Annotated in this window: 13 protein-coding genes; 12 read left to right on the top strand and 1 reads right to left on the bottom strand. The window is 42.1% G+C overall.

Annotation, left to right across the window (positions count from 1 at the left end; translation table 11 throughout):
* The first annotated feature begins 320 nt into the window (after window positions 1-320).
* From BUB87_RS10845 to BUB87_RS10875, 7 genes are all read left to right on the top strand, one after another.
* A complete protein-coding gene (locus BUB87_RS10845; RefSeq protein ID WP_073345265.1) occupies window positions 321-1508 on the top strand; it encodes a pyridoxal phosphate-dependent aminotransferase in 1188 nt (395 codons plus the stop codon).
* A gap of 12 nt (window positions 1509-1520) precedes the next feature.
* The gene (locus BUB87_RS10850; RefSeq protein ID WP_073345268.1) at window positions 1521-3530 is read left to right on the top strand and encodes a Cgl0159 family (beta/alpha)8-fold protein; all 2010 of its coding nucleotides are present in this window, start codon (window positions 1521-1523) and stop codon (window positions 3528-3530) included.
* A 195-nt stretch (window positions 3531-3725) separates the two neighbouring features.
* Window positions 3726-4916 (top strand): ROK family transcriptional regulator, encoded by a 1191-nt coding sequence (locus BUB87_RS10855; protein ID WP_073345270.1) that lies wholly within the window; start codon window positions 3726-3728, stop codon window positions 4914-4916.
* Window positions 4917-4937: 21 nt separating this feature from the next.
* On the top strand, window positions 4938-5903 hold the full coding sequence (locus BUB87_RS10860) for an ROK family protein (RefSeq protein ID WP_084111240.1): 966 nt from the start codon (window positions 4938-4940) through the stop codon (window positions 5901-5903).
* Window positions 5904-5915: 12 nt separating this feature from the next.
* Window positions 5916-6782 carry a class II fructose-1,6-bisphosphate aldolase gene (gene fba / locus BUB87_RS10865; protein ID WP_073345275.1) on the top strand — a complete coding sequence of 289 codons (867 nt, stop codon included), beginning with the start codon at window positions 5916-5918 and terminating at the stop codon, window positions 6780-6782.
* A gap of 37 nt (window positions 6783-6819) precedes the next feature.
* Window positions 6820-7890, top strand: coding sequence for a bifunctional phosphoglucose/phosphomannose isomerase (locus BUB87_RS10870; protein ID WP_073345278.1), 1071 nt, complete (start codon window positions 6820-6822; stop codon window positions 7888-7890).
* A gap of 66 nt (window positions 7891-7956) precedes the next feature.
* Window positions 7957-9054 (top strand): DUF362 domain-containing protein, encoded by a 1098-nt coding sequence (locus tag BUB87_RS10875; protein WP_073345281.1) that lies wholly within the window; start codon window positions 7957-7959, stop codon window positions 9052-9054.
* Window positions 9055-9076: 22 nt separating this feature from the next.
* Here the strand turns inward: BUB87_RS10875 and cobO are convergent, their stop codons facing one another.
* Window positions 9077-9607: a cob(I)yrinic acid a,c-diamide adenosyltransferase gene (cobO, locus tag BUB87_RS10880; protein ID WP_073345283.1), complete on the bottom strand. Its 531-nt coding sequence runs from the start codon at window positions 9605-9607 to the stop codon at window positions 9077-9079.
* Between the two features lie 205 nt (window positions 9608-9812).
* On the opposite strand from cobO, the gene BUB87_RS10885 reads away from it, so the two are divergent.
* From BUB87_RS10885 to BUB87_RS10905, 5 genes are all read left to right on the top strand, one after another.
* The gene (locus BUB87_RS10885) at window positions 9813-10979 is read left to right on the top strand and encodes a pyridoxal-phosphate-dependent aminotransferase family protein (RefSeq protein ID WP_200792819.1); all 1167 of its coding nucleotides are present in this window, start codon (window positions 9813-9815) and stop codon (window positions 10977-10979) included.
* A gap of 139 nt (window positions 10980-11118) precedes the next feature.
* The gene (locus BUB87_RS10890) at window positions 11119-11706 is read left to right on the top strand and encodes a TetR/AcrR family transcriptional regulator (protein ID WP_073345286.1); all 588 of its coding nucleotides are present in this window, start codon (window positions 11119-11121) and stop codon (window positions 11704-11706) included.
* Between the two features lie 2 nt (window positions 11707-11708).
* The gene (locus BUB87_RS10895; RefSeq protein ID WP_073345288.1) at window positions 11709-12011 is read left to right on the top strand and encodes a hypothetical protein; all 303 of its coding nucleotides are present in this window, start codon (window positions 11709-11711) and stop codon (window positions 12009-12011) included.
* A 149-nt stretch (window positions 12012-12160) separates the two neighbouring features.
* Window positions 12161-12832, top strand: coding sequence for a response regulator transcription factor (locus tag BUB87_RS10900; protein WP_268761642.1), 672 nt, complete (start codon window positions 12161-12163; stop codon window positions 12830-12832).
* 4 nt (window positions 12833-12836) lie between these two features.
* The gene (locus BUB87_RS10905; protein ID WP_073345294.1) at window positions 12837-14207 is read left to right on the top strand and encodes a sensor histidine kinase; all 1371 of its coding nucleotides are present in this window, start codon (window positions 12837-12839) and stop codon (window positions 14205-14207) included.
* Window positions 14208-14272: the final 65 nt, after the last annotated feature.

Here is a 14272-nt window from a genome sequence, read left to right on the forward strand (position 1 = left end):
CCTGAAGAAGAAAGAGGGAATACGTGTACTACAATACAAAATGCAGCAATCGAGCATACATCGCAGAGAGGATTATATGTTTGGTCGATGAGTAAGTCAAGCCTAAAATGAACTCACTGCGTTCGGGCTTGACAACCCATCTTCCCAAACATGGGTAGTAGCTATGCGATGTATGCATAAGTATCAAGTGGCACTTGATAGATTTAATCATGGTGAAATTTAAAGAAACAATATTTAAATATCAAAGATCTTTATTAATCTTGTTAAAGGTCGACCTTTTTGGTTGATTACAAATCATATTATACGAGGGGGGATTTTGAATGCTGATGGCAGAGCGTTTGTCCAGGCTGGGAACAGAAAATGCCTTTGAAGTTCTGGCTGAAGTGAATAAATTAGTTGCAGCAGGAAGGCATATAATAAGCTTTGCGCTGGGGGAGCCGGATTTTGATACGCCTGAAAATATAAAACAGGCGGGCATCAGGGCTATACTGGAAAATAAGACCCATTACGGTCCATCTGCCGGTATACCCGAGCTCAGAGAGGCTGTGGCCGCTTATATTTCCCGTACCAGAGGCATTGATGTATCTCCTGACGAGGTGGTCATAACGCCAGGAGCAAAGCCTATCATCTTTTACACCATTCATGCTCTTGTTAATCCGGGGGAAGAGGTTATATATCCCAATCCAGGTTTTCCCATCTACGAATCGGTTATAAACTTCGTTGGAGCAAAACCTGTTCCGCTGCCGCTTTTGGAAGAAAGAAATTTCAGCGTGGATGTGGATTATTTGAGATCTCTGATCACAGACAAAACCAAACTGATTATATTGAATTCACCTCAAAACCCCACAGGGGGAATGTTATCAAAACAAGATCTGGAGGCTATAGCTGAGATCGCTATAGAAAACGATATATGGGTGTTGTCTGATGAGGTCTACAGCAGGATCGTATACGACGGCGAGTTTTACAGCATAGCATCTATTCCAGGCATGAAAGAGCGCACCATTTTGTTAGATGGCTTTTCCAAAACCTATGCCATGACGGGCTGGAGGCTGGGTTATGGAGTTGTGAACGCGCAGTTAGCCCAACAGATAGCGCGCCTAGAGACCAATTGTGAGTCATGCACCGCTACTTTTATCCAGTATGCAGGAGTAGAAGCCTTAAATGGTCCTCAAGACGCTGTGGACAGGATGGTGAGGGAATTTAAAGAGAGGCGTGACTTGATTGTAGAGGGATTGAACAATATAAAAGGAATCAGGTGCTTTAAACCTCACGGTTCTTTTTATGTTTTTCCCAATGTAACCGAAGCGTGTCGCAACCTGGGCTTGAAGGATTCAAAAGCATTGCAGCAATATCTATTATATAACGGTAATGTAGCGGTGCTTCCGCGGACGTCTTTTGGGGTGAAAAACGTGGGGGAGAAGGAGGAGTATTTAAGGCTTTCTTATGCTACATCAAAAGAAAACATTATTGAGGGACTAAAGCGCATCAAAGAAACTATTGAGGGATAGGGGGAATTTTGTATGGATAACAGGATAAGTATCGTCTATCATATGGCTTATCCAGGGCCAAGGAATACCAATTCAGTGCTCAGAGGAGAACCTGATGAGAATTACCTTATGACAACTCTTAAAAAGATACTAGAGGATAATTATTTCGGCGGCATAGAAGTTACGGCATTGAAAGATCCTGTGCTGAAGGTAAAGGTCGCAGAGCTATTAAAGGCCAGCGGAAAAGAAGTGATATATAGTGCACAGCCTGTACAGCTAAGCTGGAAGGATGACATGATCCCGCCTACTGATATATCCAGTATCAACGAGGAGGACAGGAAACGGGCAGTTCATAGGCTTTTTGAGCACATAGACGATGCCTATGCCTTTGGAGCCAGGCAATTTGCCTTTGTAAGTGGTAGAGATGTAGGAACATCAGCGGGTCTTAAGTTGAGAAAGCAAGCCAAAATGTCTCTTATACGTTCTATCATAGAGCTGCACAAGTATTCTACACAAAAGGCCAAAGAATTGGGTGTAGAACCACTGGTATTGACGCTGGAGATGTTTGATAGACTTGATGAAAAAGGGTGTAAAAATCAACTCATAGGGCCAACAACGGAAGCTATAGAGCTGGCTGAAGAGTTGAGGTATACCTATGGATGTGAAGACTTTGGCTTAATGTACGATCTGAGCCATATGCCCTTATTGAAGGACAATTCCTTTGATGGGGAAACTCCTGGGGTTTTAAGGACATTGGCGCCGTATTTAAATCACGTGCATGTGGGGAACTGCGTGTTAGTTAAAGATGATCCCCTTTATGGCGATACCCATGTGGGTTTTGATTATCCCAATGGAGCAGTTTCGAAGGATTTATTAGCGGAGTTTCTAACGGTCTTAAATGAAATAAATTATCAAAAAGGGATAGGCTTTGAGGTCGCTCCCCATGGTGACGAGCAAAGCGATACGCTGGTATCTATCACTAAGGCCTATTTTGACGAGGCGAGAAACAGGATTGACGTCAACTATGCTCTTGGCTCATATGTATATGTTCCCAGGAGGTTTTTGCCTGAGCACATATTTGACATGATAACAGATATAAGGGTAAACAAGCCCAATGTGATAATAGACGAAGCTAGGTCAAGAAAACAAAGAGATAAGTTGACAAAGGACGGAAAGCTATTGCTTTTGGCCTGTGATCATCCGGCGAGACACGTCACCAATGTGGGCTCAGATCCAGTCAGAATGGGTGATAGGCTGGACTATCTGAGCAGAATAATGAGGGTTATGTCCTCTGAGTTGGTAGATGGAGTTATGACCACTCCTGATATTATGGAAGACCTTTTTATATTAAACTACATGATGAAGGAGAAGGGAAAAAAGAGTTTCTTGGATGGCAAGGTCTTAGTAGGCTGTATGAACAGAGCGGGTCTTGCAGGTTATTCATTTGAGATGGATGACAGGATGACGGCGTATACTCCTGAAACCATGCACGACATGAAATTGGATGGTGCTAAGATGATGTTCAGGCTGGAACCCAATGAAAAATATTCAGGCAGGACGATGGTTTATTGTGCTGAGGCTATAACAAAATGCAATAAATACAATCTCACTGTGTTCTTAGAGGCTTTACCGGTACAGAAAACCGATAAAGGATACCCTGTCAAGATGGATGCCGATGAGATGATAAAGGTGATAGGTGTGGCGTCGGCTATAGGAGATTCATCTCGCAATATCTGGCTTAAGATACCCTATGTGGAAGGATATGACAGGGTTGTAAGAGCGACTACCCTTCCCATACTAATGTTAGGTGGCGAATCCACAGGTAGGCCTATTGATACAATACAACAGTTTGAAAAAGGATTGGGAGCAGGAAAAAATGTAAGGGGTGCCATGGTGGGCAGAAACGTCCTTTATCCTGGCAACGATGATCCAAGAGCTATAGCAGAGGCTATCAGTTTGCTAATACATCAAAATTATTCTACGGAAGAGGCTGTAAGGTATATAAGGAAAAACAGGGGTATAGATATGGATTATCTTAAATAAGTTTGTGATAACGCGAAACCCCAACATTTTAGAACCTTTTGGGGTTTCGCAATAAACTAATCATATAATTGCGAAGAAGCCGGAGTCGAAATGAGGCCGTTGAGGGATATATGCAGTAGAACTTTATAAAAAATATTAACAAAGTAGCAGGAAAAATAGAAAAGGTGTAGAATATATATTTAATGGTGATGAATTTTGGCCAATTTAATTCCTGTAAGCTACAAACTCTTAAAGGGCATGAACGAATCTCTGGTTATAAGGATTATTAAAGAAAAAGGAGCTATATCTAGGGCAGACATAGCCAGGTATACAAATCTCACGCCTCCTACAGTGACGAATATAACGAAAAAGCTCATAAAAGATGGCGTCATAGTTGAGGATACGATGGGTGAATCTCGGGGTGGACGCAAACCCGTGCTTTTAAAGCTCAACCCGGGGTATTTTTATGTAGTGCTGGCACATATAAGCTCAAACCATCTACGCCTGGATGTATCTGATCTGGATACCAATGTATTGGCGTCTAAAAGGATAAAGCTGTCAGACAAATCACCTGAGGCTGTGTTGAAAAATCTGTTTGCGCTTTATCGGCAGATGGTGGATCAATCCGGTGTACCTGAAGATAAAATAGCAGGCATAGGTGTTGCCGTGCACGGCCTCGTGGATTCTGAACGGGGAATATCCCTTTATGCTCCTAATCTGGGGTGGAGGGATGTCAATCTGCTGGAGTCCATAAAGGCTGAACTGGGGATTGAAGTATGCGTAGAAAATGACGTCAGAGCGATGGCAATGGGCGAAAGGTGGTATGGGGCAGCTAAGGGCGTTGACAATTTTCTGGCTGTAAAAGTAGGGTACGGCATCGGGGCCAGCGCCGTTGTAGATGGTAAACTCTATACAGGCATAACCCATTCTTCGGGAGAAATAGGCCATACCACCATTGACGTCAATGGACCTAAATGCAGCTGCGGCAATTATGGTTGCCTTGAAGCTATGGCATCGGAAAGAGCCATATGTGAAACCATGAGCAAAAGGCTTAAATTGGGCGAAAAAAGCATTATTAAAGATGTGGATGATGTGGATATCGAGGATGTATACAGGGCAGCAAATATCGGAGATGAACTGGCTATTGACGTGATAAAACGCATATCCATTTACTTAGGTATAGGCATTGCCAATCTCATAAATTTATTTAACCCTCAACTGGTGGTTTTGGGGGGCAATATTATCAAGGTAAAGGATATTGTAAAACCGGTATTGGAGGACGTGGTGAAGCAGAGGGCGCTGGATAATACCTATAGAGGTTGTAAGCTGGTTATGTCCAACCTGGGAGATGATGCCACGATAAAAGGAGCACATGCGCTTATACTCAGTCATTTATTTGATATGTAAAAAGACAAGGGGGTATTTATGATGAGATATGCGGTAGGAAGTGACTTGGGCGGTACTAATATAGCCACCGCTGTCATTGACGAGACTGGAAAAGTCCTGGGAAAAGCAAAACTTCCCACGGAAGCGGACAAGGGTCCGGAGCATGTTATTGCTAACATAATGAGGTCTATAGACATGGCTCTGGCAGATGCCTCTATGAAGATAGAGGATATGGTAGGCATAGGGCTTGGCATACCTGGTCTTATGGACATAGAAAAAGGAATATCTCTTTTTGCGGGCAATCTGGGGTGGAAAAACGTAGAGGTCATCAAGCCCTTTAAAGAGAGATACGGCTTGCCTACATTTATGGATAACGACGTAAGGGTGGCTACCCTTGCTGAGTGGAAGTATGGTGCAGGCAAAGGGGTTAACAACCTTATATGCGTCACACTGGGTACGGGCATAGGTTCAGGCCTGGTTTTTGAAGGAAAATTGTTAAGGGGTGTAACCAACAGCGTAGGCGAGATCGGCCATGTTACGGTAGAAAAAGATGGCCTTATATGTAACTGCGGCAATCAGGGCTGTGTGGAGATGTATGCTTCGGGAACGGGCCAGGCCAGGATGGCAAGGCTTATGATACAATCAGGCCATTTCTCCATTATGACTAAAATGGTGGGTGGCGACCTTTCTAAAATAAACTCGAAGATAATACAGGATGCTTACGATGAAGGGGATACGGTTGCTATACAGGTGATGAATAAGACGGCCATGTACTTAGGTATAGCCCTGGCTGATTATATAAATCTCGTAAATCCTGAACTGGTCATCATAGGCGGCGGCGTATCATTGGCAGGAGAAAGGCTTATGAAGCCGTTAAGAGAAGAAGTTTACAGGAGAGTAATGATAGTGCCGAGACAGATAGTAAAAATAGTGAGATCAGAGCTGGGCGATGAGTCAGGTATGATTGGAGCTGCTGCTCTGGCTTTCGAAAGACAAGGGATAATCTAAGGAGGTATAAAAATGGAATTGGTTTCATCAAGGAAAATACTAAAGGATGCGGTTAAAGGGAACTATGCCATTGCTGCTTTTAATGTGCACAATATGGAGACACTCAAGGCTGTTATCAAAGGTGCAGTGGAAATGGACACTCCTGTGATAATACAGACTTCTCAGAGCACCGTAAAATATGCTGGTATAGAATATCTGGTGGCACTGGTAGGCACTGCAGCGAAATTATCCAGTGTCCCTGTTGTGCTACATCTGGACCACTGTACCGATTGGGAATTAGCTAAAAAGTGTATAGACGCAGGCTATACGTCTATCATGGTGGACGGTTCTATGCTGTCTTATGAAGAAAATGTGGCATTGGTTAAAAAGGCTGTAGAATATGCTCATTTGCGGGATGTGACTGTTGAAGCGGAGTTGGGCAGGGTTGCAGGCGTGGAAGACGACTTGAGCGTTGAGGAGGAAAAGTCTTTATACACAGACCCTGATCTGGCTGTGGATTTTGTGGAGAAAACAGGTGTTGATTCGCTGGCTATAGCTATAGGCACAGCCCACGGGGTCTACAAGGGCGAACCGAAACTGGACTATGAGAGGCTTAGCGCCATAAGGCGCAAAGTGGATGTGCCTCTGGTACTCCATGGTGCATCGTGTGTGCCCGATGAATCCATAATAAAAGCAGTAGAATTGGGCATAAACAAAATAAACATAGCTACAGAACTTAAAATGCCTTTTGCTGATGCTATAAAGCGGGTATTCAAAGAAAAGCCCCAAGAGGACGACCCGAGAAAGTATTTTACACCTGCCATGGATGCAGTGACAGAGGTAGTGAAACACAAAATAGGGCTCTGCTCCAGTGCTGGCAAGGCGTCATTGTATAGATAAAATAAATATCAAATTGAAGAAAGGGAAGGGATCATAAATGGTAGATTTGAATGATGTGAAAGCCATAAGGGCTTTGGATAGTATGGGTTCATTGATTACCACCGAAAATTACGATAAGCAATTTAAAGAAGGTCTTGACCTGGTGGCAAATTTTGAGCTTCCACCGCTAAACCGAGAAATCCACGAGATCATACTGTTGGGTACAGGAGGAGGTTCCTCAGTTGCAGGAGGCTTTTTAAGATCATATCTCTTTGATGAATTAAAGCAGCCCATCATCATCAATCAGGGTTATAATATACCGGCTTTTGTAGATAAAAACACATTGGTTCTGGTTACATCTCATTCCGGCAACACTGAAGAGATTTTAAGCGCTTATGAGCAGGCTAAAAAGACCGGTGCTTACATGGTGGCACTGACAGCAGGCGGAAAATTAGCTGAGAATTGCAAAAACGATGGAGTTCCATGCCTTATAGTTCCCGCAGATATAGGTCATCCCAGGAGGGATCTGGGTTATATCTTTGTTCCCCTCTTGGTAATGCTCCATAAGCTGGGGCTTATTTCGGATAAAACTGAGGAGATCATGGAGACCATAAATCTTTTTACAGAACTCAATAAGAAATTAAATCCGGAAGTACCGGTGGAACAGAATCATGCCAAGCAGATAGCCATAGGTCTCTACGGCCATATACCCTTAATTTACGGTTCACTGGATTACTATGATTCGGTAGCGTGGAGATGGAAAAATCAGTTTGGCGAGAACAGCAAACTCATGGCCTTTTATAACGTAATACCCAACCTGCACCATGACGAAGCTGTAGGCTGGGATATGCCAGAGGATCTTCTCAAGAAGTTCTATCTCATCATGTTGAGAGATGATGAGCTTGATTCGCCAAAGATCAAAAAGAGAAAGGATATAACAGCAGATATTTTAAAAGAGCGCATGGGCCATGTGGAGTTTGTGTATGCCACAGGTAAGTCGCGTCTTGCCAGGATGTTTTCGCTGGTTTACTTAGGTGATTTTGTCACTTTGTACGCGCCTATATACAGGGGTGTGGACCCAACGCCAGTGGAAGTTATAAATCTCTTTAAGAGAAAAATGGCTGAGTGAACTGACGATAATGTTAGATGCTTCTGCGGATGGAGCATATGTGGTGCTCAATGGAGTGAAAATTCTATGAAAAAAGAGGATATATACGTTATATATGGCGATAATGGAAAGGAATTGGTCAAAAAACTTTTACGCGCCGTAGAGATAGAGAAAGAAATAGAAAAAGGTATGCTAATAGGATTAAAACCCAATCTGGTGGTGGCAAAAACCCCTGAATCGGGGGCCACCACCTCTACTGATATGATTTGTGGTATTATTGAATATTTAAAAGATTGTGGCTTTAATAATATTATCATCCTTGAAGGTTCCTGGGTAGGTGACAGTACCCAGAGGGCTTTTAAGGTTTGCGGATATGATGCCATATCAAAAAAGTACGATGTAAAGCTTTTTGACACCAAAAGGGATAGCTACAAAACCTATGATGCAGGGGATATGAAGATAAACGTATGCGATAAAGCAATGGAAGTGGATTATCTTATAAATCTCCCTGTGCTGAAAGGCCATTGTCAGACGGGGGTCACCTGTGCGTTGAAAAACATGAAGGGGTGTATACCCGATAGCGAAAAACGGCGATTTCATACTTTAGGTCTACATAGGCCAATTGCTTATTTAAATAAGGTGATAAAACCCTCCTTTAATATCGTGGATGGCCTTATAGGGGATCTGGATTTTGAAGAAGGCGGTAACCCTGTGGAGATGAACAGGATAATTGCAGGAAAGGATCCTGTAGCTATAGATGCTTATGTCGCCGAGCTCATGGGCTACGAACCGTATGACATCGAATACATAAAGATTGCAGAAAAAATAGGGGTAGGATGCGCTGATTTGAGCAAGGTCAATATAATAGAATTGAACAGCGATACAGGGATGCAAAAGAGGTTTACCAACAGTGGTAGAAAGGTAAAACACCTTTCCCAATGGGTTATAGAAAAAGACGCCTGCTCAGCCTGTTACGGAAGTCTTATTCACGCTCTGGCCAGGTTGGATGAGCAGGGACTTCTGGATAGGCTGAAAGAAAAGGTGTATATCGGGCAGGGCTTTAGAGGCCAGGCAGTCGAAGGCATAGGAATAGGTGTGTGTACGGCAGGTTTCACGCACTGTGTAAAGGGTTGCCCGCCAAAAGCTAAAGATATTTTGCATTTTTTAAAAGAGCATATAAACTAAAAGCCAAGAAAGGCTTTGAGGTTTAAAACTCAATGCCCTTCCTGGCTTTTATGCCCTGTTGCCAAGGGTGTTTTATGGCGCTGATCTCCGATACATAGTCGGCCAGCTCTATGAGTTCTTTGGGTGCATTTCTCCCTGTCAGTACCAATTCCAGTTTATCAGGTTTATTTTTAATAAGCTCTACCACTTCCCTTGTATCGATAAGTTGGTTGTGAATGGTTCCCATTATCTCGTCCAGTATCACCATGTCCCATTTGTCCTTTTCTATTTCTTCTTTTACGTGTTGAAAGCCTTCACGGACCGACTTTTTGAGTTCAGCTTTTTGCTCGTCACTCATGTTCCAGAAAAAGCCTTTTACATTTTTGTGCCTGTATACCTCAAAGTTGGGTCCCAGGTTTTTCAACACGTGCAGCTCCCCAGTGTCCATGCCCTTTAAAAACTGGGCCAACAAGACTTTAAATCCTCTGCCAAAAGCCCTTATTCCCAAGCCAATGGCTGATGTGGTCTTGCCTTTTCCATCACCTGTGTATATATGGACAAGCCCTTTTTCCATTGTATCACCCCGAAAATCAAGTAATTGCCATTTAAATTTTCTCACAAGAATACTTATTATGCAATCCCGATTATGATACTTAATTTTACAGCTTAAATGCCATGTTATGAAATATTGTAAATTACAAGTCGAAGATGGTATAATCAATAGTGATACAATGAATATTGTATCAAGATAATTTATTGTATTTTAATACATAGAAGGGGTGGTAAAAATAAAGGTACCTATCTTAATGACACCTGGACCTACTCAGGTAAGAGAAAATGTGCGACTTGCCAGGGCGATAGAGACTACCAATCCCGATCTGGATCTTCAATTTTACGATTTTTACCGTGATACCTGTGATAGAATTGGCCAATTACTGAAGACCAAAAATCATGTCAGAATTTTAAGCGGTGAGGGGATATTGGGGCTGGAAGCAGCCTGTGCGTCGCTTACAGAACCCGGTGATAGAGTGCTGGTAATCGACAATGGGATTTTTGGAGAAGGTTTTGCGGACTTTGTTAAGATATACGGCGGACAGGTGGTATTCTTTAAAGGTGATAGGAGAAGGCAGATAGATGTAGATGAGCTAGAAAAATTTGTAGAAAGTCAGGGCAATTTTAAGTACGCCACTGTAGTGCACTGTGATACGCCTTCTGGTGTTTTAAATGATATAAGCCGCATATGTCCTATGCTCAAGAGCAAAGGCATAATGACAGTGGTAGACAGCGTGTCCGCTATAGGTGGTGAAGAACTCAAAGTAGATGAATGGTCTATTGACATCGCGTTGGGTGGTTCGCAAAAATGCCTGTCAGCGCCGCCTGGGCTTACCTTTTTGAGCATAAGTCATGATGCTTATAATGCCATGGAGAACAGGAAAACACCTATAGCTTCATTTTACTGTAATCTGCTTTTATGGAAGGATTATTATGAGAAAAAGTGGTTTCCATATACGCCCCCTGCCAGTGATATCATAGGATTGCGCCAGGCTGTTGATAACGTATTGGAGGATGGAGATATTTTAAGTAGGCATAAGAGAATAGCTGAAGCCCTCAGAAAGGCTGTTAGAGAGGCCGGTCTCAGTCTTTATATAAAAGACGGTTTTTCAAATACTGTGACGGCAATAGAAGTACCTGAAGGCATCGATGAAAGCGCATTAAGAAAAGATATGTTAGAGCGTTTCAATGTGATGATAGCAGGTTCTTTTGGGTATCTGGCAGGTAAGGTGCTGCGCATAGGACATATGGGTGAAAACGCCAGGGTGGATTATGTGTCATATACCCTTTTTGCTCTGCAAAAATCCCTTGAAAGTTTTGGCTTTAAGTGCAGGTGTGACATGGCAAAGACGTTTATGGATTTGATTGACAGAAACCAGCGACTTGATAAATGAGTCGGCGTAGTGCTTTTTGTGCTTTGTAAAGAACCTATTAGAGGTTCTTTTATTTTTGTAAGTGCGTATAATTTTTCTCTTGATTTTCTATTTAACGTATGATAAAATTTAACTAACGATAAGTTAAGGGTGATGGTTTATGGAAGAAAATATAAAAAATAATATATACGAAGCTGCTTTAAAGCTATTTTCGAAACAAGGTTTTGATGGCACATCTATCAGGCAGATCGCTGATGAGGCTTCTACTACTATACCCATGATATATTATTACTACAAGAGCAAGGAAGGACTTTTTGAAAGCGTGATAAATGAAGGCGTGCAGAAGATAAAAAATGCCATTGTGATATCGGATGACAATGAATTGTATATAGAAAAACTAAGAAAGGCTATATATAGATTTTTATCTTTTTGCAGGGAAAACAGAGAGCTGACAGCACTTCTGCTGGGTACGTGGTTTGGTCCCAGCACTATAGACGTGCACATACCATCGGTGGTTCAGGTTTATGTGGATCTCATGGAAGCATTTAAAAATATTTTAGATAAAGGTATAGCTCAAGGGCAATTTAGAGAACACAATACCCATGAGCTGTCGCAGAATATACTGGGGATGCTGACCAATTATCTGGCCAGAATGTTTATAGGCAATGAAGAAATAGACCCGGTGCATTCCACAGAAAATGTGATGGATGTGCTTAAATACGGTATTTTAAAAAAGGGGGAGAGGTAGAGATGGAGGAAGCCTTAACATATACGCTGGATGTGGATATCCAGCCTAAGGTTCTTAAGGTGGGAGATTCGGTTACCATAATGGTAAAGGTTGAGAACGCAAATAAACCTATAAAAGCGGTTTACGCTACAGTACCTGAATATGGGATATGGAAACAATTGACGCCGGCAAATAGTGGCTATTACAGAGGCTTCGAAACAGTTCCGTGGGGAGCGCCGTCGGGTACTTATAACTTGCAGGTTTATGCTATCGATGAAAACAACAAGAAAGGTCCGGTGAAGGTAGTACAGGTTACCATAGGATAAAAATATAGTGTCGATGCACCGGGTTTATTTATAAGCCTCCGGAGCAAATCCGGGGGCTATAATTATGGTATAATATATTAAGAGCAAAGGCAACTCGTAAAAACGTTAGATTTACGTGTGGTTAGCAGGGGGGGATTTATTTGGATAAGGTGCTTATAATTGATGATGATGAATTGCTGGTTAAGGGATTGAGACTTTCTTTGATGCAAAATGGTTTTGAAGTGGATGTGGCCTATGACGGGAAAACCGGCCTTGAGATGGCAAGGAGAAATCAACACGACATTGTAATATTGGACCTTATGCTGCCGGAGATGGACGGATTGAGTGTATGCAGGGGTATAAGGGAAGTCTCAAATGTGCCTTTGATCATGCTTACGGCAAAAGGCGAAGACGTAGATAGGATCGTTGGTATTGAGATTGGTGCTGATGATTATGTGACAAAGCCCTTTAATACGAGGGAATTGATAGCCAGAATGAGAGCTTTGTTGAGGCGCAGCCGTAATAGCTATGAAAAAAAGCGCAATGTTTTAGAATACGGTGATTTGAAAATAGATCCGAGCAGCAGAAGGGTTTTTTTAAACGGCAGCGAAGTGGAGCTCACAGCTAAAGAGTACGACATACTGTATTTACTGGCATCTAATCCTGGAACGGTATTTACAAAAGATCAGATACTGGATCAGGTATGGGGGTACGATTTCAACGGCGATATCAAGACATTAAACGTGTATATAAGCAAATTGAGGGAAAAACTGGGCGATAGTACATCTGAACCCAAATATATTGTAACAAAGTGGGGTTCTGGATACTATTTTAAAGGGTGATTTCATGAGTATAAGGTGGAGGATTTTCCTCATATATGTGTCTATACTGTTTGTTTCACTTTCGGCGATGGATCTTTACCTGTATCATAGCATTACCAATGATTATTTATCTTCTGAAAGGATATCCAATCTTACCCAGGCCAATATAGTATCAAATATTGTTGCCGGGTATATAGGCCGCAATTCTTATATGCTCAGGCCTACTATAGAGGCGTTTGCTAAACAGGTAGATTCCAGGGTGCTTTTTTTAAATAAAGACGGTGTTGTGGCTATCGATTCTTCGCCAGTAAAAAGTCTTGAAGGGCAAAAGCTTTCAACGCCGGAAGTGGACAGCGCGTTAAAAGGTGTGAGCCTTGCAAACACATATTATTTAAATGGTTTGGGACACGTTATGTATACAGCAGTGCCTATTGTCGTGGCTGGCAAAAATGATGGGGCTATTTTTCTTTCTACCAGTATAGAGGATATTGTAGCTATGGCTCGTAATATCAAATATAAGCTTATATATCTGTTTACGGCTACGGGTATATTTATAACGCTGATAAGCCTGATGGTGGCTAATTTTATTACACGGCCTATTAAGGAACTCACTCAGGCCGCAAATCAGATGTCGGCAGGGCATCTGGGATATATAGTAGATATTTCTCGAAATGATGAAGTGGGCCAGCTGGCCAGAGCTTTCAATGATATGAGTATTAAACTCAAAAACATCGACGAAGCCAGAAAAAAATTTGTATCCGATGCATCCCACGAGCTCAAGACACCTATAGCTGCTATTAAAGCGATGATTGAACCATTGATATACGGTGATGTGAATAAAGAGGTGTACAAAGAATTCCTTGGTGATATAAACAATGAACTGGATCGTATGGCCAGGCTTATAGATCAGCTTTTAGAGCTAACCCGGCTGGAAAAAGCCATTAGAATAGAAAAACAAAGGGTGGATTTGAATAAGGTTATTGGCAATGTAATTTCTGATATAAAACCGCTGGCAGATGTCAAGGGGATATCTATTCGCAGCGATGAACAGCCTGTGATAGTGTTGGCCAATGAGGACCTCATCTACAGGATGGTGTATAATTTGGTTGAAAATAGTATAAAATATTCTCCTGAAAAAAGTGAGATTTATGTAGCTGCTGGTTATGTCGAAGGTTCACCCTCTATAACGGTGCAAGACAACGGAGAAGGAATTGACAGGGAGGTTTTACCCCATATATTTGAGAGGTTTACAAGGGGCGATAAGGCCAGAAGCAGGAAGAGTGGAGGATTTGGATTGGGCCTGGCTATTGTGAAAGAAATTGCGGATTTGCATGATGCCACTATAAACGTCGAAAGTGATACAGGCAAGGGGACAAAATTTACTGTGGTATTTTGATTTTTTTGTTTTGTAACATTATTGTAATTATAATTAAGCATAAATTTATAGATATTATGTTAATA

Source organism: Caldanaerobius fijiensis DSM 17918, assembly GCF_900129075.1.
GTDB classification, from domain to species: domain Bacteria; phylum Bacillota; class Thermoanaerobacteria; order Thermoanaerobacterales; family Caldanaerobiaceae; genus Caldanaerobius; species Caldanaerobius fijiensis.

What these genes read in the sequence shown, in the direction of transcription:
- cobO (WP_073345283.1), bottom strand. Translation starts at nt 9,607, where the DNA reads ATGGAAAAAGGGCTTGTCCATATATACACAGGTGATGGAAAAGGCAAG.
- BUB87_RS10895 (WP_073345288.1), top strand. Translation starts at nt 11,709, where the DNA reads ATGGAGGAAGCCTTAACATATACGCTGGATGTGGATATCCAGCCTAAG.
- BUB87_RS10860 (WP_084111240.1), top strand. Translation starts at nt 4,938, where the DNA reads ATGAGATATGCGGTAGGAAGTGACTTGGGCGGTACTAATATAGCCACC.
- BUB87_RS10850 (WP_073345268.1), top strand. Translation starts at nt 1,521, where the DNA reads ATGGATAACAGGATAAGTATCGTCTATCATATGGCTTATCCAGGGCCA.
- BUB87_RS10870 (WP_073345278.1), top strand. Translation starts at nt 6,820, where the DNA reads ATGGTAGATTTGAATGATGTGAAAGCCATAAGGGCTTTGGATAGTATG.
- fba (WP_073345275.1), top strand. Translation starts at nt 5,916, where the DNA reads ATGGAATTGGTTTCATCAAGGAAAATACTAAAGGATGCGGTTAAAGGG.
- BUB87_RS10875 (WP_073345281.1), top strand. Translation starts at nt 7,957, where the DNA reads ATGAAAAAAGAGGATATATACGTTATATATGGCGATAATGGAAAGGAA.
- BUB87_RS10905 (WP_073345294.1), top strand. Translation starts at nt 12,837, where the DNA reads ATGAGTATAAGGTGGAGGATTTTCCTCATATATGTGTCTATACTGTTT.
- BUB87_RS10890 (WP_073345286.1), top strand. Translation starts at nt 11,119, where the DNA reads ATGGAAGAAAATATAAAAAATAATATATACGAAGCTGCTTTAAAGCTA.
- BUB87_RS10845 (WP_073345265.1), top strand. Translation starts at nt 321, where the DNA reads ATGCTGATGGCAGAGCGTTTGTCCAGGCTGGGAACAGAAAATGCCTTT.